This is a genomic window from Halomonas sp. MS1, from assembly GCF_024182575.1.
Lineage (GTDB): Bacteria > Pseudomonadota > Gammaproteobacteria > Pseudomonadales > Halomonadaceae > Vreelandella.
Genome location: NZ_CP098926.1, coordinates 2,568,453 through 2,590,156 on the forward strand (window position 1 = coordinate 2,568,453; position 21,704 = coordinate 2,590,156).

At 52.8% G+C, this 21,704-nt stretch carries 17 protein-coding genes; 10 read left to right on the forward strand and 7 right to left on the reverse strand.

What is annotated here, in order from left to right; all coding sequences use genetic code 11:
* Window positions 1-156 precede the first annotated feature (156 nt).
* The 3 genes from NF683_RS11660 to NF683_RS11670 all read right to left on the reverse strand — a co-directional run bounded on the left by NF683_RS11660 (window position 157) and on the right by NF683_RS11670 (window position 4,914).
* Entirely contained in the window at window positions 157-2,358 is a 2,202-nt protein-coding gene (locus tag NF683_RS11660) for a TonB-dependent siderophore receptor (protein ID WP_253920066.1), read from the reverse strand.
* Window positions 2,359-2,598: 240 nt separating this feature from the next.
* Window positions 2,599-3,444, reverse strand: coding sequence for a formyltransferase family protein (locus NF683_RS11665; protein ID WP_193085808.1), 846 nt, complete (start codon window positions 3,442-3,444; stop codon window positions 2,599-2,601).
* 177 nt (window positions 3,445-3,621) lie between these two features.
* Window positions 3,622-4,914: a lysine N(6)-hydroxylase/L-ornithine N(5)-oxygenase family protein gene (locus tag NF683_RS11670; protein WP_253920067.1), complete on the reverse strand. Its 1,293-nt coding sequence runs from the start codon at window positions 4,912-4,914 to the stop codon at window positions 3,622-3,624.
* Window positions 4,915-5,091: 177 nt separating this feature from the next.
* Between NF683_RS11670 and NF683_RS11675 the strand changes: the two genes are divergently transcribed.
* On the forward strand, window positions 5,092-6,738 hold the full coding sequence (locus NF683_RS11675; RefSeq protein ID WP_253920068.1) for a cyclic peptide export ABC transporter: 1,647 nt from the start codon (window positions 5,092-5,094) through the stop codon (window positions 6,736-6,738).
* A gap of 153 nt (window positions 6,739-6,891) precedes the next feature.
* Here NF683_RS11675 and NF683_RS11680 read toward each other — a convergent pair whose 3' ends face one another.
* Window positions 6,892-7,833, reverse strand: a complete 942-nt coding sequence (locus NF683_RS11680) for a siderophore-interacting protein (protein WP_253920069.1) — start codon at window positions 7,831-7,833, stop codon at window positions 6,892-6,894.
* A gap of 175 nt (window positions 7,834-8,008) precedes the next feature.
* On the opposite strand from NF683_RS11680, the gene fhuB reads away from it, so the two are divergent.
* The 4 genes from fhuB to NF683_RS11700 all read left to right on the forward strand — a co-directional run bounded on the left by fhuB (window position 8,009) and on the right by NF683_RS11700 (window position 13,277).
* Window positions 8,009-10,009, forward strand: a complete 2,001-nt coding sequence (gene fhuB / locus NF683_RS11685; protein WP_253920070.1) for a Fe(3+)-hydroxamate ABC transporter permease FhuB — start codon at window positions 8,009-8,011, stop codon at window positions 10,007-10,009.
* A complete protein-coding gene (gene fhuF, locus NF683_RS11690) occupies window positions 10,006-10,785 on the forward strand; it encodes a siderophore-iron reductase FhuF (protein WP_253920071.1) in 780 nt (259 codons plus the stop codon). The genes fhuB and fhuF overlap by 4 nt, the downstream gene beginning before the upstream one ends.
* Window positions 10,786-10,831: 46 nt before the next feature.
* Complete coding sequence (locus NF683_RS11695; RefSeq protein WP_253920072.1) at window positions 10,832-12,490, forward strand: multidrug ABC transporter permease/ATP-binding protein; 1,659 nt, start codon at window positions 10,832-10,834, stop codon at window positions 12,488-12,490.
* A 175-nt stretch (window positions 12,491-12,665) separates the two neighbouring features.
* Window positions 12,666-13,277 carry a LysE/ArgO family amino acid transporter gene (locus NF683_RS11700; RefSeq protein WP_089038942.1) on the forward strand — a complete coding sequence of 204 codons (612 nt, stop codon included), beginning with the start codon at window positions 12,666-12,668 and terminating at the stop codon, window positions 13,275-13,277.
* A 16-nt stretch (window positions 13,278-13,293) separates the two neighbouring features.
* Here NF683_RS11700 and ltaE read toward each other — a convergent pair whose 3' ends face one another.
* Window positions 13,294-14,301: a low-specificity L-threonine aldolase gene (gene ltaE / locus NF683_RS11705; RefSeq protein WP_089038941.1), complete on the reverse strand. Its 1,008-nt coding sequence runs from the start codon at window positions 14,299-14,301 to the stop codon at window positions 13,294-13,296.
* Window positions 14,302-14,399: 98 nt separating this feature from the next.
* Here ltaE and speG point away from each other — a divergent pair, with 98 nt between their 5' ends.
* Window positions 14,400-14,915 carry a spermidine N1-acetyltransferase gene (gene speG / locus NF683_RS11710; protein WP_253920073.1) on the forward strand — a complete coding sequence of 172 codons (516 nt, stop codon included), beginning with the start codon at window positions 14,400-14,402 and terminating at the stop codon, window positions 14,913-14,915.
* Window positions 14,916-14,972: 57 nt separating this feature from the next.
* Here the strand turns inward: speG and NF683_RS21290 are convergent, their stop codons facing one another.
* Window positions 14,973-15,095, reverse strand: a complete 123-nt coding sequence (locus NF683_RS21290; protein WP_264298800.1) for a hypothetical protein — start codon at window positions 15,093-15,095, stop codon at window positions 14,973-14,975.
* Window positions 15,096-15,700: 605 nt separating this feature from the next.
* Here NF683_RS21290 and NF683_RS11715 point away from each other — a divergent pair.
* Window positions 15,701-16,528: an alpha/beta fold hydrolase gene (locus NF683_RS11715; RefSeq protein ID WP_089038940.1), complete on the forward strand. Its 828-nt coding sequence runs from the start codon at window positions 15,701-15,703 to the stop codon at window positions 16,526-16,528.
* A 34-nt stretch (window positions 16,529-16,562) separates the two neighbouring features.
* Window positions 16,563-17,327: a metallophosphoesterase gene (locus NF683_RS11720; protein ID WP_089038939.1), complete on the forward strand. Its 765-nt coding sequence runs from the start codon at window positions 16,563-16,565 to the stop codon at window positions 17,325-17,327.
* 12 nt (window positions 17,328-17,339) lie between these two features.
* On the opposite strand, the gene NF683_RS11725 is transcribed toward NF683_RS11720, so the two are convergent.
* On the reverse strand, window positions 17,340-18,716 hold the full coding sequence (locus NF683_RS11725) for an aminotransferase-like domain-containing protein (protein WP_089038938.1): 1,377 nt from the start codon (window positions 18,714-18,716) through the stop codon (window positions 17,340-17,342).
* A 136-nt stretch (window positions 18,717-18,852) separates the two neighbouring features.
* Between NF683_RS11725 and NF683_RS11730 the strand changes: the two genes are divergently transcribed.
* Window positions 18,853-20,013 carry an MFS transporter gene (locus NF683_RS11730; RefSeq protein ID WP_089038937.1) on the forward strand — a complete coding sequence of 387 codons (1,161 nt, stop codon included), beginning with the start codon at window positions 18,853-18,855 and terminating at the stop codon, window positions 20,011-20,013.
* A gap of 233 nt (window positions 20,014-20,246) precedes the next feature.
* A complete protein-coding gene (locus NF683_RS11735) occupies window positions 20,247-21,674 on the forward strand; it encodes a Glu/Leu/Phe/Val family dehydrogenase (protein ID WP_253920074.1) in 1,428 nt (475 codons plus the stop codon).
* The last annotated feature ends 30 nt before the right edge of the window (window positions 21,675-21,704 follow it).

A 21,704-nucleotide genomic window follows, 5' to 3' on the forward strand; every position in this document is an offset into this window, starting at 1 on the left:
TTGACTAACAGATGAAAAATTAAACTTTGGTTTTTGATCTGTCATTAAAATAGGGGAGTTTAAATAAAAAACGAGATGCCTATGAGTATAAAAGCACCTCGATTTCTCATTTTAGCCTGAATTTGTTTTTCTTAATTCCTCAATAGGACAAGCCACCTACCAACGATAGCTGACGGTTGCTGTCACATTGCGCTCTTCGCCAAAATGACAAATCCTGAAGCTAGAGCAAGAGGACGTATACTCTTTATCAAGCAGATTGTTGGCATTGACCTGCAAGTCCATGCCCTCAAGGTCGCTTGATAACGCACCCAGATCATATTCCAACATGGCATCAACTAGCGTATAGCCGCTGACTTGGAACGTATTGGTCTCATCGCCCCATGTAGAGTCATTGTAGCGGACTCCCGCGCCAATCCCCAGGCCGTTTAACGCCCCCTTCGTGAATTCATATTTGCTCCACGCAGAGGCCATATGACGGGGCACGGCATGAGGAGTATTTCCTTGGGTTTCATCGTTGGTCTCGACGTACTCCATGTCCGTGTATGTATAGTTGGCGAGTAATGAAAGTTGTTCAGTGGGACGTAAGATGGCAGAGAGTTCTAAGCCGCGCGAACGTACTTTTCCGATAGACTCATAGAATGATGTGTTAGGAATGGCTTCGGAAACATTCTCCTGCTCTAGATGATATAAAGCGGCTGTGTACTGGTCATTGCTGCCGGGTGGTTGATACTTGATACCTGTCTCGTACTGAGAGGCCTCACTCGGATCTAATGTGTTTCCGGATGCATCAGTCCTTGTAGCGGATGCTGCTTGAAATGATTCCGAGTAACTGACGTAAGGGGAAATACCGTTATCAAAGGCATACAATAAGCTGGCACGGCTAGTGAACTTCTCATTGTCGCTTTCAGAAGACATGCCTAAGTTGGTATAGGCGGTACTGGTGTCAGCCCAATCCTGACGCCCTGACAGGTTGAAACGCCAGCGATTGAAGCTGATTTGATCCTGCAAGTAAACCCCAGTCTGCTCCACCTTGTTGATGAAATTAGTAGGCGCTGCGTATGTGATTTGTGTGTTTCCGTACTGTGGGTTGAAAGCATCCAGGGGAGACGCTGATCCGAACTGCCATTCCCCCGAGTTGCGTTGGTACTGGTAGTCCACACCGGCCAGTAGTGTATGTTCCAGAGACCCCGTCGTAAAACTCCCCTGTAGCTGATTATCTACATGGTAGGCGTGCATGGATTCATCGGCTCTCGCTGCGCGTCGATTTAGCAGATCACTATCACCAACGTAACTACTGGAATAAATTGAATCATAATCGATATTTGAAGAGGTAAAGCGGAAGTTCTGCCGAGCTTGCCACTGATCGTTGAATTGATGTTCTAGTTGGTAACCTATTAGTCGTTGATAACGCTCGAACCCATTGACGTCTGGCTCGCCATCAAAAAAGTTATTATCAATCCGTCTACCATTATAATCTCGCACCGTACCGTCGGCTGGTGTCCAACCATAGTAACCACGATTTGGCTCGTGCTGCAGGTAGGCCATGACGGTTAATGATGTCGCATCGGTTGGCAAGAACGTCAAAGAGGGAGCAATGGTATAGCGCTCGTTCTCTACATGGTCGAACTGACTGTCCGAACCGCTGGCTAGCCCTACTAGGCGATAGGCGACCTGTTGGTTTTCCCCTATGGGGCCACTGACGTCAAATCGAGCTGTACGTTTATTATGGCTGCCCGTTTCTAGTTGGATCTCATGGCTAGATGAAAATAGAGGGCGTTTACTGGTCAGCCCAACCAAGCCACCAGGGTAGCTTTGCCCGTACAAAACGGATGTCGGCCCCTTGAACACATCGATCCGCTCAAGAAAATAGGGATCAATTTGTAATGAATTATAGCCAGAAACATCGCTAGCCATTTTAAGGCCGTCAAAATAGATGTTGTCGATACTGCCGACGCCCCCAAAGCCGCGCATATTGATAAAATCAACACGACCTCCAATGCCATTGCGGGTGCCTGTGAACACACCAGGGCTATAGCGTAGGGCTTGCTGTATCGTTTGCGCGCTTTGATCTTCGATCTGCTCGCGTGTGACCACGGATACTGACTGGGCTGTCTCCATCAGAGGAGTGTCAGTCTTGGTGGCACTGAGACTAGTATCGGCGGTATATCCCTCAGTGGGTTGTAATGCACCTGAAATTCTATTACCCGTTACGTGTACTGTAGGCAATGTGTTCGGCGCATTGCTATCCAATTGCGTGTTCTGCTCAGCATTTTGAGCAAGCACAGCTGCCGACGTGCTGCAGGCAGCCAAAGCAACTGCGGCCGTTAGCCACCGCTTGCGTAAAAAAGGTTGGTTCACGAATGTTTTCCTTGCATTAGGTTCATTTTGATTTTATGTAAATGTTAATTGTTATTGTTTGTATTATTAACATCAATATCTCGCTGTCAACTTAGTGTGGGCATCCGAGAGGGGGAAATCCTGAATTAAAATCAAAAAAATGGGGATTGGCTTAAGATTATGGTGCGATGGCTTCGTGCTCACAGATAGGGGAACATGAAGTGCTGTTACCTGATTTAATGTTGCGGCTATTCAATTCATTCAGCATGTTGAGGAAGCCGCGATATCGCTTTTTAGAGCTTCCAACCCCTCGTGAAGCGTGGGGAAGAGGCTTTTATTGAAGTTTCGCCACCGTAATTCAATGATGGAGTCATCTGGTTCGATATCAGTTTCTAATAAGTCGTAGATGACCTCGCCAGAATCAATTCCGCTGTCGACATAATGGAGTGAGGCGCCAGTCTTGTTGATAGCAGGAACGCTTTCGGTCTCCATTGTCTGCCAGTTAATAACTCTTTTTCCCAGAGCTCCATACAGTGCATCGAGTGTTGCTGAGGCACCACGCCTTTGGTAAAGAGATCCTTGGCGTGTAATACCGGGATGTATATTGACGATCTTGCGATAAAAAGGGCTCTGGGGGCGGATAAGTTCGTCTAAGATGACTAGTAGCCCATCAAGAACGACGACGTCAGCCCCTACGGCGGCTAACTTCTCTAGCAAGCTTTTTTCGAAAGTTGATTTCGCAAGGGGTCTGTCGAGGGAATCGATTGGTAAGCGTCGGTAAGTGGATGGTATAGAACAGAAAAGATCGTCAATGTGGCGATCCTGTATAGAGAGTTCTTGTGGCAAGATCCATGGCTTTCCAAGTTGACGACAGAAGCCATAGTCTTTGAGCTTCTCTTGATCTTTGATTGAGCCTTCATCGTCATCATAAATCACTGTTTCCAGAGAGTAGGCATCGCCTAGCGGAGTCTCGTTGAGAGATGTCACCAGATACTCAAGAGGGGACATCATGTACTGTTTCTCTCCCTTATACTCAATGTATTGCCCCGCTTTATCGGCTGCAGCATTTCTCAGTGACAGGATATAAGCCAGTTTTAGTTTAGACATGTTTTACCCATGCTTTTTAATAGTAGATGGTGGTGGTCTTAAGGTGCGTAAGCCATGCTGATTCAACGCCTGTGCTCTAACCAAGAACGTATTGAAGAGCCGCATCTAATTGCCACGCCCAGTGGCCAAGAGGTGGCCTGACCACAGGTACGTTTTATAAAAGTGAATAGGTGAAAATTAAGATATAGCCGCTGCTTGCTTACAGGGGGAAGTGGCATAAGAGGCTTCTGTCTGATTTAGCACTTCACAAATCTCACTTGTCCGTGCCGCCAAAATCGACAGCAGAGTGTCGCTTAACCCATGGGTGGGTTCGCAGCAGCCCTGTAGGAAAATCGCCGGTTTGAACGAAGGCTTGGTATAGAGCTGGTAGCTGCGGTTAACGGCATATTCCGGCAAGAACTCAGCTATTGGGGCCAGCAGCCGTTTATGGGTGTCGCGTACATAGCCGGTGGCTAACACCACTGCGTCGTAGCGGGTTGGCTCCGTATGGCCGCTCTCCAAATCGCGCACAAGTAGCTCAACGCCTTCAGGGCCTGCTTCGCTGCCAATAACCTCATGGCGGCGGCGGAAACGGTGGCGGGCCTGGCCGGTTACTTTTTGCTGGTAGAACACATCGTAAATTTCCTGGATCAACGCCAAGTCAGGGGCTGAATAGTTGGTGCTTTTGTACTCCTGTAGTAGTGCTTCCCGCTGGCCGGTGGGGTTGTTGAACACGTAGTCGGTGTATTCGGGGTTGAATATCTCGTTGACGAAGGGGCTATCGTCCGAGGGTTTAAAGGCCCATGCCCGGCTAATCAGATCCACCTGAATGCCTTCGCGGCCGTGCAGATCGAGAAATATCTCAGCGGCGCTCTGGCCCGCACCGATCACAGCGATGCGTTTGGGGGCGTCTTGCTTTGCCAGTTCACGAAGGTAGTGGCTGGAGTGGAAGACCCGCGAGTCGTCTTTTAGCCCAGCGAAGCATTCAGGCACATTGGGCGCGCCACCGACGCTGACCACTAATGAGCGGGTGAGCCTTTCCTGCACTGCGCCGCTTTCATCCCGTGAACGCACGCGGAGGTAGGCCACCTCGTCGTGGTCAGTTTCAGGCAGTACTTCAAACACATCCTCTCCATAGGCGCACTGGTGTTCAAAGTAGCTGGCCGTCCAGCTTAGGTAATCATTGAACTCATGGCGGCTGGGGAAGAAGGTCTGCAGGTTGATAAAGTCCTGCAGGCGGCCTTTGCTGTGGAGGTAATTGAGAAAGCTGAAGCGGCTACCTGGATTGCGCGGCGTTACCAAGTCTTTGAGGAAGGATATCTGCATATGGGCATTTTCCAGCAGCATATGCGGGTGCCAGGCAAAGCAGGGCTGGCGCTCGATAAACAAGGCATCCTTCGCTTGCCCTGCCTGGCGCTGTTCGTCGAGCGCAATGGCTAGGGCAATATTGGAGGGGCCGAAGCCGATGCCGATCAAGTCGTGAATATGCATAAGAGTCCTCGTGGCTGATGTGTCAATTAAAAAAACATCGAAGGGCGTTACTGACTTCCTTATCTAATGACGAATGAGAATGAGGCTTGTTTACATAAAAATTGGTTAACTTTTTGCGGGAGTGATTCGTCTTTAAAGGTAGCTGCCGGTTTTCAATTGCTTTCCAACGAGGTGAATGTGCTTTCCTATCTGTTTCGTCGAACCCGCGGGCTGATGACCGCCGCTGCCCTGGCCAGTATTCTCTCGGGGCTTTTCAGCGTGTTGCTGATAGCCCAAATTAATACAGCGCTAAACAGCGATGCCGCTAGCCGTGCCAGTGCTGCTTGGGCTTTCGCAGGGATTGCTTTGGCCCTAATGGTCTGTCGGATGGTGTCGACGGCGCTGTTTGAGCGGCTGGGGCAGCGTGCCCTGGCTGAATTGCGCAGTTTTATCGCCCAGTGTGTGGCCGTTACCCCTTTTGCCCAGTTCGAGCGTGTTGGCAGCGCGCGGATCCAGTCGGCGCTTACCGAGCACAGCAACAACGTGGCGGTACTGTTCGTTAGCTTGCCGGTGATTTTGACTAATACGGTCATCGTGGTGGGGTGCTTGGGCTACCTAGCAATGCTTTCATGGCAGGTGTTTTTGTTTGCATTGGGGGTGATTGGCTTGGGCGCTGTCGGCTACCACTTGGTGCACTTGCGCGCTATTCACTATCTCCAGAGTGCCTCGTCAGAGCAGGATCGTCTGTTTGGCCACTTCCGTGCGCTTACCGATGGGGCGAAAGAGTTGCGGCTGCACCAGCGCAAGAGCCGGGTCTTTATGGATCAGATATTGGGGGAGTCGGTTGAAGGCGTGCGGCGGCTGCGCACCTATGGCATGTCGCTGTTCGTGATCTCGACCAGTTGGGGGCAGTTCCTGATGTACGCCTTTATTGGCTTGGTACTGTTTGTATTGGCGGGCGATGGGCCTAACCAAACTCAGGTAATGACCGGTTTTGCGCTGGTGTTTGTGTTTATGGTGACTCCCCTTGAAGGCTTGTTGATCAATATTCCGCGGATCAATATGGCGCGAGTAGCCGCTAGCCGAATTGATAACATCACACGAGAGATGCCCCAGGGGCAGGAGAGGCAGGCGTCACCTCAGGTGCCTGCTTTGCAGCGTCTTGAGTTGCGCGACGTCACCCATCAGTACTACCACGAGCAGAGCGATGACTTCTTTGAGCTGGGGCCGATTAATCTGAGCTTTACGCCGGGGGAAGTGGTGTTTCTGGTGGGGGGCAACGGTAGCGGTAAGACCACGCTGGCCAAAGTGGTAGTGGGGCTTTATCCGCCGGATGGTGGCGAAGTGTTGCTCAATGGCGAGCGTGTCGAGGCGGATGGTTGGGATGCCTACCGGCAGCTCTTCTCGGTCGTCTTTTCTGACTTCCATCTTTTCGAAAGGCTGTTGGAAGCGCCGCGGGAAGATCTCGACGAAGAGGGCAACCGCTTGCTGGCCAAGCTGCATCTGCAGCACAAGGTGCGGGTTGAAAACGGCGCGTTCACCACTCAGGCGCTCTCCCAGGGCCAGCGTAAGCGCTTGGCCTTGGTAGTGGCCTACCTTGAAGATCGCCCGTTTTTGGTGTTTGACGAGTGGGCGGCGGACCAAGATCCGTTATTCAAAGAGGTGTTCTACTGCGAGGTGTTGCCCGAGCTAAAGCGCATGGGCAAAGCGGTGCTGGTGATCACCCACGATGACCGTTACTTTCACCTCGCGGATCGGTTGGTGAGGCTGGAGAGCGGCAAGCTGTTGGCTGCTGAGTCTGAAACTGCCGAAGAGCCGCTAGCGGAACCTTCACCGGCCACTTGACCTTGCCGCGCACGCCAGTATCCGGTCTTTAAGCCATCGTGATATGGCCGAATCCACATAGCAGCCACGAGAGCTGGTTGTCTCGCCAGCTCAGGCGTTTGAGCTGGCGTGTTTATGGAATCACTGTTTAACACCGTGTTATTTGCCGTTCCTTTAACCATTGGCTTTGCCCAGGCGCCAGTAGCCCATGCTGGTAACGTACTGCTTGGGTAGCCCGCACTCGTTGACCAAATAGCGGCGCAGTTTCATAGCGACTTTGGTTTCAGCGGCAATCCAGGCATAGAAGGGTGCGCTGTCATCCAGGGTGGCGGGGTCCCAAAGCGGGGCGTCTTCATCCTGGTTCAGTGCATCTTCGCTTCCATTGGCTACGGCCGAAGGGAAGCCTCCTAATGCGACAATCTCTTGTTGCAAATCGATATCGCGCAGCGCTCTCATCAGCAGCTCGCCGTGTTGACAGGCCGGCTCAGCGTCACGTGCTAGCCAGCGCAGTTTGGCGGCTTGGGGTAGCGGCTGAACATCGTCGCGGCGAGGCACTTCGAGCAGCGCTTCAACCTTGGGTTTGAGCGGCAGGTCATCAAGGGTTTCCAGAATGCCAGCCGCAGCGGGGAGGGCGGTTTCATCGGCGATGATCAGAATACGGCGCACGCCCTGGGGTGGCTTCCACTCGTAGCCCTGTTTTGGGCCTTCCGCGTTAGCGTCGGGGGCTGTCATGGCTAGCCGGTCACCTGGACGGGCGTGCATTGCCCAGCGTGAGGCGGGGCCATTGTCGCCGTGGAGCACAAACTCTACATCCACCTCAGCCTGCTCTGGGCGCAGGGCACGGATGGTGTAGGTGCGTGCAGAGGGGCGCTGGGCATCTGGCAGTGCGCGGTAGGCGCTGTACCAGTCGTGCTCTTCCAGCTTGGCAATCTCAAACAGCGGGTCGAGGCTGCCACCGCCTTCGGGGAAGAATAGCTTGACGCGCTGATCTGGGGCGTAGGTTGCCATGTGACCAACATCTGGGCCCGTAAAGGTAAACTTAACTAATGAAGCGCTGACTTGGGTTCGCCGAGCGAGAGTGATATCGAAAAGCTGGTAGGTCTGTTTAGCCGCCATCGTAGCTGTCTCCATTAATAAATGGTGTTAATTGTAGTGCTAATTATTATCATTTAGAATCGTTGCGGATAATTCAATCACCAACTCCAGAAAAGAGTAAGGCTAAGAAAATGACTCTGCTGCCTATCAGGCCCTGTGTGGCGATCTGCCCGGCTATGACAAGAGGTTGTTCGCTATGCTAAGCGCTGCGCAAGTTACCCAGCGAATGGGGGGGATGTCGCCTGCAAAAGCTTGCTTGCTGCTTAGCTTGCCGATGGTGGTGCTGTTTTGGGTAGGCCTTCAGGGGCAGGGCGGTTTTATGCTGGGGGTGCAGGCGTTAGTGGCGCCCTCCTTTGAGAACGTCGACGAGTTGTTGCTTCACTATGCGTGGTGGCCGCGTCTCTCGATCGCGATGCTAGCTGGGGGCGGTTTGGGGTTGGCGGGTGTACTGATGCAGCAAGTGTTGCGCAACCCGTTGGCCTCGCCCACCACTCTAGGAGTGGCATCGGGGGCTAACCTGGCGTTGATGACCGCCACTCTTATGGCCCCAGGGCTATTGGTAGTGGGCCGTGAATGGGTTGCCTTAGCGGGTGGAGCGCTGGCGGTTGGATTAGTTTTTCTGCTCTCGTGGCGGCGCGGGTTGGCGCCGATCGTGGTGGTGCTGGCAGGCTTGGTGGTTAATCTGTACTTAGGGGCGCTTTCTACAGCGCTGCTGCTGTTTAACCACGAGGCGCTTTCAGGACTGCTGATTTGGGGCGCGGGTTCGCTGGCGCAAAACGGTTGGGATGGCGTGGCGGTTCTCTGGCCACGGCTGGCGATTAGCTGCGTGGCAGCCTGGTTTCTACTACGCCCTTTGGCGGTGCTGGAACTGGACGATGCCAGTGCCAAAAGCCTGGGGGTCTCGCTGACCTATCTGCGCTTTGCGGGAATGGGATTGGCAGTATTTATTACCGGTAGCATTGTTAGCGTGGTGGGTATCATCGGCTTTATCGGCTTGGCTGCGCCTAATATTGTGCGCATGGCTGGTGCGCGCCGCTTAGGGCCACGGCTGCTTTGGTCGACGTTACTAGGGGCTGTGTTGTTGGCCACCACAGACCTGCTGCTACAGCATTTCGGTGGCATGGTGGCTGCCTTTATTCCTACTGGGGCGATTACCGGTGCCCTGGGGGCACCGCTGTTAATGTGGCTGATTCCGCGCCTGAAGCTACAGGGCGATCAACCGCCGAAAGGGGCGGGTGTTTTCGCTCATCGCCATCCTGCGCCTTCCCGTTTGGCGACGGGTTTACTCCTCGCACTACTGGTCGCCACATTGCTTGGCTTGCTGGTGGGGCAGGGTGTCGATGGCTGGTACTTACTGTCGCCGGATAACTGGAACGTGATGCAGTGGCGCATGCCGCGGGTAATGGCGGCAGCCGCCAGCGGGTTGATGCTGGCGATTGCCGGGACGATTCTTCAGCGCCTTTCCGCCAACCCCATGGCTAGCCCCGAGGTATTGGGTATCAGCGGTGGCTGTGCCATTGCGCTAATTTTGGGGATCTTCTTACTGCCCGCGCCCACCAATATGATGCTGATTGGTGTGGGTACCCTGGGGGCTTTCGCGACGCTGCTGGTGTTGGTGGGCATCAACCGCAAGAGCGGCTATCTCCCCGAGCGCTTGCTGCTCACTGGGGTAGCCGTTAGCGCCCTGTTTGATGCGGTGCGAAGCGTCATGCTGGCGGGTGGCGACCCACGTGGCCAGCAGGTGATCGCTTGGCTGGCGGGCTCTACCTATTACGTGGATGTCACCAATGCCGTTGTTGTCGGCGGCATTGCCGCGGTATTGGCGCTGGTCACGCTGCCCTTTACTCGCTGGCTGGATATCTTGCCGTTAGGCGCACCGACAGCTAAGGCGCTTGGGGTAACCCTCAACCGTGCCCGTTTGGCATTGCTGTTACTGGTGGCACTGCTAACCGCCTGCGCCACCTTGGTGGTGGGGCCGCTGTCGTTTATTGGTCTGCTGGCGCCACATATGGCGCGCTTGGTCGGCTTCTCTCGGGCAGGGCAGCACCTGCTGGGTGCTGCGTTGATCGGCATGCTATTAATGGTGCTGGCGGACTGGGTGGGTCGTCAGATTATCTTCCCCTATGAGATGCCCGCGGGCTTGGTCGCCTCTTTGATTGGCGGTGCCTACTTTATGTGGGGGCTGCGGCGGCTATGAGCGAAGCGGCGAGCGTGCTATCGGTAGCGACGAATCCAGCAGATGCTTTGCTGGCGCTCTATCGCCAGCCGCCGTTGGATAACTTAAAGGCACCTGCGTTTGGTCAGCCTAATATACCGACGCTGGCAGCTTCTGAACTGCTGGATCATAAGGTGCTAGGCGCTCAGCTTTCGCGTTACCGCCGATACCACGGTGACGACGCCGACTTTCTGGCGGCCGCTTCAATCTGGTCGAAATTTCACTTCAGCAGTGTCGCGATTCCGACGCTGGTGGCCAACCTGCTGTTGGGCTATGAGCTGCCGGTCGGCGGGGGTGAGCTGCGGCTGGCGTTAGGTGATCACGGTCAGACGGCGCGTATCTGGCTGTCGCATGGTGGCGTGCCGTTGGCCTCAAATGCGCTCCAGGCACGCTTTAGCAGCCTATTCGATGACCACTGTGCGCCGCTTATCGAAGCGTTGGCCGAGGTCTCCGGGCTTTCTGCCAAAGTGTTCTGGAGCAACCTTGGTCACTACGTGGAGTTCGTGGGCAAAACCTGCTCGAAGCACCCGGAGTTTGCTGGCGCGGGTGAGCCGCTGCTGGACTATCTCGCCACCAAGACGCTCCCCGATGGGCGTCGTAACCCGCTTTATCAACCGGTGCGTTATCTGGAGCTGGGCGGTGAAACGCCTGCTCGAGTGCGGCGGTTATGCTGTATCAAATATCGGCTACCCGGCGAGCCGCTGTGTGGCGGTTGCCCGCTGAAACCCGAGAATAAGCCGGCCAAACGCCAACGCTAGCTTTCAAATATCGGCTAACTTTTCGAACTGCCAGGAGGCCCTGTTCATGGAGCTGTTGAGGATTGTATGGCGTGATTATCGCTGGCCATTTGTGGCCGTGGTACTACTTAGTTTGGCCAGTGCAGGTTTGGGTATCGGTGTTATCGCCTTTATCAATCAGCGGCTATTGGGCACCTTTACCGATCCCTGGCGTATCCTGCCCGAATTCCTGGGGCTGATCGCGTTGCTATTAGCAATAACATTGGCCTCGCAATTGGCGCTGACCACTTTGGGGCACTATTTCGTCTATCGACTGCGGGGGCAATTGATTAAGCGGATTCTGGATACCAATATCGAGCGGGTCGAGCAGATTGGTAGTGCGCGCTTGTTGGCCAGCTTATCCAGCGATGTGCGCTATATCACCGTTGCCTTTGTACGTTTGCCAGAGTTGGTACAAGGCGGGGTGCTGACGATAGGTGTCACGGTTTATCTAGGCTGGCTTTCACCTTCCATGCTGGCTGTCACCGCACTCTGGGTGATCGTAACGGTTTTAATTGGCATGCGTTTGGTGGCTCGGGTTTATCGGCATATGGCTAAGCTGCGTGAGTCTGAAGATCGTCTCTATGCAGATTACCAATCGGTGATTGAGGGGCGTAAGGAACTGGCGCTTAATCGCGACCGAGCCGAATGGTTGTATCGCGACGTCTATACCCCCAACGCTGAAGAGTATCGGCACCATATCATTCGCGGCGATACCTACCATCTAAGTGCGGTGAACTGGTTCAATATCATGATGCTGGGGGCCATCGGCGTGGTGTTCTTTTTAGCCAATGGCCTGGGTTGGGCATCGGCGCAGGTGGCCACCACCTTCTCTCTTACGCTGCTGTTTCTGCGCACGCCACTTATTCAAGCGATAGGCGCTTTTCCACCCTTGATCAATGCCCGAGTGGCGTTCGAGAAAATCAGCGCGCTCGATCTAGCAGAACACCGCGATACCTTTGATAGTGACACACAGCGCCACGACTGGCAGGTGCTAGCACTGGAGCAGGTCTGCTATCGTTACCCCGCTGAAGAGGCACGGCAAGGCTTTGCCATTGGTCCTATCGACTTGACCTTAAAGCGCGGCGAGGTGGTGTTTCTAATTGGCGGTAACGGGAGTGGCAAGTCGACCTTGGCGAGGCTGCTGACTGGGCTTTACCAACCCCAAGGCGGCTGTGTTCGGGTCGATGGCAGGCCGCTGCAAGAGGAGGACTGGACGACCTACCGCCAGCACTTCTCTGCTATTTACACCGACCTGCATCTATTTGACCGCTTGATGGGGCCTGAAGGGGAGTCACCCGATACGATGTTGGTGGAGGAGTGGCTGGCTGCCCTTGGTATGCACAACAAACTCGATTTTGACGGCGATCGGATAACCAACATCAACCTTTCCCAGGGGCAGCGCAAACGTCTGGCGATGCTGTTGGCGGTCGCTGAACAGCGCGACCTATTGCTGCTGGACGAGTGGGCCGCCGATCAAGACCCGCAGTTCCGACGGGTGTTTTACCGCGAGCTACTGCCGCAGCTACGAGCGCTGGGTAAGACGCTGGTGGTGATCAGCCATGATGATCACTACTTTGACCAGGCCGACCGGCTGCTGGAAATGCGCCAAGGACGGTTGGTTGAACTCACCGGCGAACAGCGAGAAGCGGCCAGCCGCGATGCGGTGGCAAGGGTGACAGGGTAGCTAGCTAATACACCGTACGATTACCCAGCGTTATTTCCCAAACCATCAATACGATTTCTATATAAGAAAAACTAATGCCACATTAGCAGGATAATTTTTTGTTATTCAGGTTGCCCGCTATCTTAGTGCCACGATTCTTTAAAGCGACGCTAATTCTGGTACTGGGGACAGGGCAATGTGGGAAAGTTACTTAACGGGCTTGGTCGTATCTGGCGGTATCATCATGGCTATCGGGGCGCAAAATGCTTACGTGCTGGGGTTGGCAGTACGCCGTGAGCATCACTGGTGGTCGGCGGGGCTGTGTATGAGCGCGGATATTATCTTGCTAACCGCTGGTATGTTTGGTGCTAGCGCGTTTTTACTGACAATGCCGAACGCGATGGAAGCCATGCGCTGGGTAGGCGTAGCGTTTTTAAGCTGGCTGGCCGCACAGGCATTACTGCGGGCTGTTAGCGGGCGCGAAGGGCTGCAGGCTGGTAGCGTAAAAGCGCGCAGCTTGCGCGGAGTGCTGTTGGCGACCTTGGCCGTGACGGTATTGAACCCCCAGGTGTATCTGGACACGCTATTGTTAATTCCTGCCATTGGTGCTCAGCAGGAGAGCGCAGGTGTGTTCGTCGCCGGTGCGTCGACTGCCTCTGTTCTTTGGTTCAGTCTGCTAGCGTGGGGCGGGGCCGCGCTTTCGCCTTGGCTTTCCCGCCCGGTAGCGTGGCGTACCATTGATGGGCTAATTGGCCTGATGATGGCGGCTATCGCCATACACTTAGCGCTGGGGTCTACGTTGCTCTAACAGGTCTCAAGGTTGACTAGAGGCGGCTGAAGTAGCTCTGCATAACGGCGATTACTTTATCTATATCGGCATCATCAATATCACGGTGGACAACAAAACGTGTGGCATAAAGTAGCTCAATCAAAATGCCATGCTCTTTCAGCCAAGCAGAGAGTGGCTTCACATGTTCGTCGGGAAAGTGCGCGAACACCATATTGGTTGCCTGAGCGGTAATCTCGACGCCGGGCAGTTTCGCTAAGCCTTCCGCCAAGCGTGCTGCACGGCGATGGTCGTCGGCTAAGTCAGCGACATTGTGCTCCAGAGCATACTGGCAGGCGGCGGCGATAATGCCTGATTGGCGCATGCCACCACCAACCATTTTACGCCAGCGCCGTGCGCGGTCGATCAAGGCTTGCGAGCCCACTAAGGCAGAGCCGATGGGAGCGCCCAGGCCTTTCGAAAAGCACAGCGATACGCTATCAAACGGCAAACAGAGCTGTTTAAGCGAGGTGTCAGTGGCTACTGCTGCATTAAATAGCCGTGCGCCGTCCAGGTGCGTTGCCAAACCGCGCTCACGGGCCAATTCAGTTGCTTTCAGCACATACTCGGCGGGCAGCACTTTGCCACCTATAGTGTTTTCCAGCGCTAGCAGCCTAGTGCGGGCAAAGTGGAAGTCGTCGGCTTTGATAGCTGCGCTTATTTTCTCTAACGGCAGGCTGCCATCGGCGGCATTTTCAATTGGCTGCGGTTGAATGCTGCCTAACACCGCTGCGCCACCGCCTTCATAGCGATAAGTATGGGCTGACTGCCCTACAATATACTCATCGCCGCGTTCGCAGTGGGCCATTAGTGCCACTAGGTTGCTTTGTGTGCCGCTTGGAAATAGCAGCGCCGCTTCCTTGCCTGCCTGCTCAGCTAGCTTTTCCTGAAACGTATTGACCGTTGGGTCATCACCCCATACATCATCGCCCACTGGAGCGGCCATCATGGCATCTTTCATGGCGGGGGAAGGCCGAGTCACCGTGTCACTGCGTAGGTCAATCATGCGAAACTCCTGTGATGACAAAAAACTCTTTTCGAGCATACTGCATGTGTGATCAGCGCGAAAAGCGAAACCTCAATACGTAGAGAAAGGACAGAGTCATGCTCGCCACCGATCTAAAGCTCCGTGCCCTGGAACGCAACGATCTGCGCTTTGTTCACGAGCTAAATAATAACCAGAGCATCATGTCGTATTGGTTTGAAGAGCCTTACGAATCATTTGATGAGCTCGAGGAGCTTTATAACAAGCATATCCATGACAACGCCGAACGGCGCTTTGTAGCAGATGGGCATGCTATTGGTTTAGTCGAGCTGATTGAAATCGACTACATTCACCGCAGCGGTGAATTTCAGATCATTATCACGCCAGATCATCAGGGCAAAGGGTTTGCCCGGTCATTAATCCGCCAAGCGCTGCACTACTCGTTCACGATTTTAAACCTACACAAAATATACCTGATTGTGGCGGTGGAGAACGTTAAAGCTATTCATCTTTACGAGGAGAGCGGCTTCATAGAGGAGGGGCATTTGGTTGAAGAGTTTTTCATCAACGGCAAATATCGCGATGTGAAGCGAATGTATATCTTGCAGGACACTTACTTAGCGCAGTTGGCTTGATAAACAAGACGACAACACCTCAGGCCGAAAATTAACCAAAGGCTGAGGCGTTGTTGCTTACTGCTGACTCATATAAGCAGCGATGGCGTCGAAAGCTGCGCGTTGCTGTTGGGCACGATTAGCCCAAACTTGCATCACATCCACTTCTACTGTCTGATCTTGAGCAGCGAAAGATGACATGGCGAGTACTCCTAATTCAGAGGTTGAGGGACGGTTCAGCCATCCTGGGCTCTAGTGACCCTAGTTTAGTTATACATAGTTTGCTTTGTGCGGCGCAGCAAGTTAGCTGCGGGTTAAAGTCTATGCGCATTTCAGCCCTTAAAGCTAGTCCTAAAGATGTAGGAAAATTGCTATGACGTGTAAGAAATGGCTTACAAAAACAATGGCTGATCACCTACATCCTTGAATGGAAAAGGTTTTCATAATATAAAAAAGCCGACTAAAAAAGTCGGCTTGTGTCGTTATCTTTTCGTCTATAGGGGAGAGATGGCGATAAAAAATGCTTCTTTTAGCCGAAATAGGCCGCTAATGCTTCATTAGCAGCATGCTGCCAATGGGCTTGACGGTGCCAAAAAGCGAGTACCTCGTCATCTTGTGTCGATAATTCGAATGTAGGGATCATAAGGTGGTCCTCCTATTGGGACACACCTAGAGTATAGGCTATTTTTGTTGCAGTGCAGCATTTTAACCATTGTTAACAAAGAAAGCGGTGCACAATCTTATGTACCTAGAATGGTATGCTGATGACATACCTATAACTAATCAATAAAACAACGAGTTATATCATGGTGCCAACAACTCCCGATTCTGACACTCTCAATCCTGAACCTATCTTCCAAGACCGCTGGGTGGCAACTCCACGTGGTCGCCTGTTTACTCGTACTTGGGAAACGTCTCATTTACGCTCGGACGTGCCCATTGTCCTGCTCCATGACTCGTTAGGCTGTGTGGATTTATGGCGTAGCTTTCCCGCAGCGCTATGTGCGGCGACCCAACGACGAGTGATTGCTTATGACCGTCTAGGGTTTGGGCGCTCCGATGCGTGCCTGGCACCGCCACTGCTGAGCTTTATCGACGATGAACCCTCTACTAGCTTTGCGGCACTTCAGAACGCGTTTCAGTTAACGCATTTTATTGCGCTGGGACATAGCGTTGGCGGTTGTATGGCGGTGCACTGTGCAGGGCAGTATGTAGAGCAGTGCCAAGGAGTGATTACCATTGCAGCGCAGGCGTTAAATGAGCCACGCACGCGACAAGGTATTGAAGAGGCACGGGCTGCCTTTCAAATGCCGGAACAATTTGCCAAATTAGAAAAGTATCACGGTGATAAAGCTCGTTGGGTACTGAATGGCTGGATAGACACGTGGTTACATCCAGCATTTGAACACTGGTCGCTTACTCCTGCTCTTCAGCGCGTTCACTGCCCCACGCTGGTGCTTCATGGTGAAAACGATGAATATGGTTCGCATCGCCAACCTGAACGCATCGCTCGCTATACCCGAGGTTCTGCACACAGTGAAATACTGCCGGGCGTTGGGCATGTGCCACACCGTGAAGTTGAAGCTGTGGTTGTTCACTATGTTAGCGAGTTTATTGAGCGGCTTACGCCATAAAACGACCGTTACACAGGGAAAAGTGAGGAATACTATGCGCTTACGAATTTTATCCGACCTTCATTTGGAGTTTTTTGATGGAGACCGCGAATTGCCAGAGGTAGAGGCCGATCTCATCATCTTGGCGGGCGATATTCATCAGAAAACGGAAGGGCTTGCCTGGGCCAGACAGCGGTTTCCAGAAATGCCTATTTTATATGTGCCGGGCAACCATGAGTTTTACGGTACCTGCATGCCGCTACTCCGTGAAGAGCTCGCCATCGAAGCCAAGCACTACAATATTGAGTTGCTGGATAATCGAGCGGTGACTATCGGGGGAGTGCGTTTTTATGGCACCACGTTATGGACTGATTTTGCGCTCTATGCCGATGACCCAACGCACAACCCGGCAGAGACCGACGCTAAAGCGTTGCGCTATATGCCCGATTTTAGCATCGTGACAACAGCTCCAGATCAGGTCTTTACCCCTCAAGCTAGCCAAGCATTACACGTTGAAGCACTTGCTTGGCTTAGTAACGAGCTTGAGCAACCCTTTGATGGGCCACGCGTTGTTATTAGCCATCATGCACCTTTACACAGCTGCATTCCTGAACAGTATCTTGGCGATGCATTGTCCCCAGCCTTTGCCTCCCACCTACCTCAATTGATGGGCAAGATGGACCTATGGGTGCATGGCCATGTTCATGAGCCCGTCGATACCTTATGTAACGGCACGCGCGTCATCGCTAATCCAGGCGGTTATCCTTATGAGTTCACGCTAGAGCTGTTTGAGCCGAGTTTGGTGGTGGAGGTTGATTGATAGGTCATTGAATTATCCTTCAATAAACCCTTTCGCTCTTGGATCCTGCATATAAGCAACGTTGAGTCGCCGCCAGGGCGTTGGCTGATGATCGGCAAAGAATAAATGTCCAGGCGACAGGGTAACTTTCCAGTCATCAGCCAGTTCACTCAATCGTTCAGATGTTATCGCTGCCGGTGGCTTTGCCCACACAAACATCCCGCCGGTCGGCTCAGTATAAACATCCCAACTGGCATCTTTGAGCATCGCAAGCGCCATAGACATGTGGTTGGAAAGCCTAGCACTTAACCGCTCCGTCAGCTTTCGGTAGCTACCATTTTGAAGCATGGTGGTAATGACTTGCTCTGCAAAGCGTGAAGAAGAAATGCTGGTTAGCATTTTGATATCGACAATGCGTTGCACCATTGAAGAAGGCGCCGCGATATAACCAACGCGCAGCGAAGAGGAGAGGCTTTTTGAAAAACTGCCCAAGTAAATAACCCGGCTAAGGCCATCTAACGCAGCTAAGCGAGCACTTGGCGTATGTTGAAAGTCTGCGTATATATCATCTTCTATCAGTTTGAAATCGTACTGCTCGGCTAATTGTAATAAGCGATGCGCAATGGTGGGCGTTAGCGTTCCCCCTGTGGGGTTTTGAAAAACGCTGTTGGTATAAAAAAGCGTCGGCCGATGCTCTGCAAGTAATTCTTCTAAGCGTTCAAGGTCAGGACCGTCGGCTAAGCGAGGCACGCCGATAACACGAACACGTTGCAGATGTAGCAGGCCAAATAGGTTGTAATAGCCTGGTGATTCCACGAAGACAACGTCTCCGGGTTCGAGAAGCAAGCGCACCAATAAATCTAGCGAATGACTGCTGCCGCTGGTGGTGACAATTTGCTGATGATTTGCCGTGATCGCTAAAAGCCGAAGTCGCTCTTGTATTAACTGCCGTAACGCCGTGGGGCCTTGGGGGGTACTGTATTCAAAAATGTCCGCACGATTCATACGCGCAACTTGGCGGATCGCATAGGTTAAATCATCGCTCTCTCGCCAATGACTGGGTAGCCAGCCACATCCAAGGGGCAGGGCCGTCTCATCCGCACTAAAAAGCCCCCAAAGCCCGTTGGTCACTTCCTGCAGTGGGCTGGAAACTGTTTGATGCTCGCTTGGTGGACTATCGGCAACAAAAAATCCTGCCCCCGGTTTTGAGCGGACCAACCCTGCCGCGATTAAACGCTCGTAAGCTTCAATAGCCGCATTGCGGCTAACGTGATGTGTCGCAGCTAAATAGCGAATCGAGGGTAGGCGGCTGCCATTACCAGGTTTGTTTTGTTTAATCCAAGTGCTGATCGCCTCTTCAAGTTGCTGTGCAATAGGCGTATTGGCATGCCGATCAACTGTTAACTTCATATATAGTCCTGCTGGATCAACTGTTCATTAAAAAACCGGAACAGTGCCTCAATAATAGTGGCCCAGTGTATCTTACCCCGCTTGAATAAGCGTGCGAGCTTTATGGTTCTTTTAGCAATCTCAAGTGAGTTAATGCATGAACCAGTACAGCGCAGCCCGCCTTGCTTTCGGGCTATGTATGATCACCACGGCCGTTAATTTGCAGGCACCGCTATATGGTGCGTTGGCAGCGCAAGGCGGGGTTGGTGTTGGTGCCACGACAATTGCTTTTGCCAGTTACGTCGCAGGGGTGATGCCTGTATTGCTGGGGCTTAATGGCTTGGCCGAGCGGGTAGGTTACAAAGCAATCATAGTCGCTGCGTTACTGCTTAATATGCTGGCCACTTCCCTGATGCTAATAGCGCCTGGCATCGTAATGCTAGGCGTGGCGCGTTTTCTGCTTGGGGTGGGGACCGCGTTGGCATCCGCGGTAGCGCCAGCCTATATGCAACAATTATGGCAAGGCGATGATAAGCAAGCTTCTACCAGTTATGTCACGATTAGCAGCGCGCTTGGCTTCGGTTTAGGGGCAGCGGTGACCAGCGTTTTTATCGTTACTACGCCTAGCTTAACGCCCCCCAGTTTGTGGTTATATCTATGTATTAGCGCTTTCGCATTAATTGGCGTGTTGACGCTGCGTAAAAGCATGCCGAGTGGGCCGAAAGGCAGCATGTTACGTTTGCCCAGTTACCCAAAAGGGGCTATTCGATTTGGCTTTGCGATTTTAATTGCCTGGGCCACGGTGGGGTTGGTGATTGCCATATTGCCTTCCGCATTAGAGCAGCATGGTTTAAGCGTTTGGAGTGGTTTCGCTGTTTTCGGTATTTGCAGCTGTGGCGTGTTATTTCAACCCTGGGCCAGAAAGTTATCGTCATATCGGTCTACGTTATTAGGACTTGCGATTCTGCCACCGGCTTATGGGCTGATTGCTTGGGGAGCTATCGCGGGGCACTTACCCATATTACTACTAGGCACGGTCATGGCTAGCAGCGCCTGTTACGGCTTTATTTACCTGGGCGGGTTAAGTGGCGTGTTAGCCGTGGCTGGCCCATCTTCTACCCAGGCAAGCGCTGGATATTTTCTAATGGCCTACATTGGTTTCAGTATTCCTGTGGTCACAACGGGAGTGCTTATCGATGCCCTAGGGCATAACGCGGCACTAACGCTGTTTGGAGTTGCCTTATTGGGGGGAGTTTTCGCAACACTCTGGTTAGTTATCCAGAATCAACGAGAGTACCGCCAAGTGCTAATGGATTAGGCTGGCTGCGTGGTTCTTTAAGCAAATAGCTGACGAAAAATTTAGTGGCGTTTTATATGCTGAGACTATTTAACAATAGTTGAAAGTTGCTGGCGTAGAGGCTTTGTTAGAGTCAGTGAGTTGAGGGAGTTTAAACCAGCTAAAACCTTATAGCACAAAGAGAAGCGTGGTTATCCCCGAAACAGCACTGATCATCATACTGATAAAAACAACGCAGCAATGGAGCGCCACTAATGAGTGATACTAAGTTCGCCCAGCAGGGTATGTCTTTTCGTGAAAGTGTCGAGCACATGGTGGATCACGCCATCGACATCATGGAGCTGGAAGAGGGCATTGGAAACGCTCTGAAGGTATGCCAGAGCGTAGTGCAGGTATCATTTCCGATTGATATCGACGGCAAGATTGAAATGTTTACGGGCTGGCGAGCCACCCATAGTGATCACCGTCTGCCCTCAAAAGGCGGTATTCGTTTTGCGATGATGGTTGATCAGGACGAAGTTGAGGCTCTGGCGGCGCTGATGACCTATAAGTGCGCGATTGTCGACGTGCCGTTCGGCGGTTCAAAGGGTGGGCTGATCATTGATCCGAGCAAGTACACTCAAAAACAGCTGGAAGCCATTACGCGGCGTTTTGCGCGCGAGCTGATCAATAAAGGGTATCTAAGCCCTGCCAGCAACGTTCCCGCTCCGGATATGGGCACAGGGCCGCGTGAAATGGGCTGGATGGTAGATACCTACCGCCAGATGTTTCCTAATGACATCAACTACATGGGGGCGTTAACCGGGAAGCCGGTCGAACATGGTGGTGTGCGAGGTCGCAACGAGGCGACCGGACGCGGGGTGCAGTATGCGTTGCGCGAACTTTTCCGCCATCCAGAAGAAATCAAGCGTTGTGGCCTGTCTGGCAGCTTGGCTGGCAAACGAGTCGTGGTGCAGGGGTTAGGCAATGTGGGCTATCACGCCGCGCATTTTCTGCAAACCGAAGATAACTGCTTGATTACCGCGATCATCGAACGTGATGGCGCCTTGGTTAACGACGATGGTTTAGATGTGAAGGCCGTGCGTGAGTATATCGCTGAGACCGGTGGGGTTAAGGGGTATCCGGCAGCTGAGTACCAAGAAGATGGCAGTAAGGCGTTAGAACGTGCCTGCGATATTCTTATTCCAGCGGCATTGGAAGGCGTTATCAATGCCGGGAATGCACACCATATCCAAGCGCCGCTTATTGCTGAAGCTGCCAATGGCCCGGTTACCTATGAAGCAGATAAAGTTCTTCAACAGCGGGGGATTGAGATTATCCCCGATGCGTACTGCAACGCTGGTGGCGTAGTGGTTTCCTACTTTGAGTGGATTCGTAACCTGAATCACGTTCGCTTTGGCAGGCTCGATAAACGTTTTCATGAAGCACGTGGCCAGCACATTATTCGGGCGATTGAAGAATCAACGGGCCATAAGGTGCCAGATCATCTGGCTGATGAGCTAGCCCGCGGCGCCGATGAGTTTGATCTAGTCCGTTCTGGGTTGGACGACACCATGCGTTTGGCGCTGCAAGAGATTATTCGCACCCGTAATGAAAACCCAAAAGTTAACGACTACCGCATGGCGGCTTATCTGATCGCCATCGAGAAAGTTGCCCGCCACTACCGCGATATCGGTGTTTAACAGAGGGTTATGTTTTTAAGGGGTTTATAA

Excerpts from the sequence above, each read along its gene's own strand:
- NF683_RS11665 (WP_193085808.1), bottom strand. The coding sequence starts at position 3,444 with ATGTCTAAACTAAAACTGGCTTATATCCTGTCACTGAGAAATGCTGCA.
- speG (WP_253920073.1), top strand. The coding sequence starts at position 14,400 with ATGCTCGCCACCGATCTAAAGCTCCGTGCCCTGGAACGCAACGATCTG.
- ltaE (WP_089038941.1), bottom strand. The coding sequence starts at position 14,301 with ATGATTGACCTACGCAGTGACACGGTGACTCGGCCTTCCCCCGCCATG.
- NF683_RS11680 (WP_253920069.1), bottom strand. The coding sequence starts at position 7,833 with ATGGCGGCTAAACAGACCTACCAGCTTTTCGATATCACTCTCGCTCGG.
- NF683_RS21290 (WP_264298800.1), bottom strand. The coding sequence starts at position 15,095 with ATGTCATCTTTCGCTGCTCAAGATCAGACAGTAGAAGTGGATGTGATG.
- NF683_RS11700 (WP_089038942.1), top strand. The coding sequence starts at position 12,666 with ATGTGGGAAAGTTACTTAACGGGCTTGGTCGTATCTGGCGGTATCATC.
- fhuB (WP_253920070.1), top strand. The coding sequence starts at position 8,009 with ATGCTAAGCGCTGCGCAAGTTACCCAGCGAATGGGGGGGATGTCGCCT.
- NF683_RS11720 (WP_089038939.1), top strand. The coding sequence starts at position 16,563 with ATGCGCTTACGAATTTTATCCGACCTTCATTTGGAGTTTTTTGATGGA.
- NF683_RS11725 (WP_089038938.1), bottom strand. The coding sequence starts at position 18,716 with ATGAAGTTAACAGTTGATCGGCATGCCAATACGCCTATTGCACAGCAA.
- fhuF (WP_253920071.1), top strand. The coding sequence starts at position 10,006 with ATGAGCGAAGCGGCGAGCGTGCTATCGGTAGCGACGAATCCAGCAGAT.
- NF683_RS11730 (WP_089038937.1), top strand. The coding sequence starts at position 18,853 with ATGAACCAGTACAGCGCAGCCCGCCTTGCTTTCGGGCTATGTATGATC.
- NF683_RS11695 (WP_253920072.1), top strand. The coding sequence starts at position 10,832 with ATGGAGCTGTTGAGGATTGTATGGCGTGATTATCGCTGGCCATTTGTG.
- NF683_RS11735 (WP_253920074.1), top strand. The coding sequence starts at position 20,247 with ATGAGTGATACTAAGTTCGCCCAGCAGGGTATGTCTTTTCGTGAAAGT.
- NF683_RS11670 (WP_253920067.1), bottom strand. The coding sequence starts at position 4,914 with ATGCATATTCACGACTTGATCGGCATCGGCTTCGGCCCCTCCAATATT.
- NF683_RS11715 (WP_089038940.1), top strand. The coding sequence starts at position 15,701 with ATGGTGCCAACAACTCCCGATTCTGACACTCTCAATCCTGAACCTATC.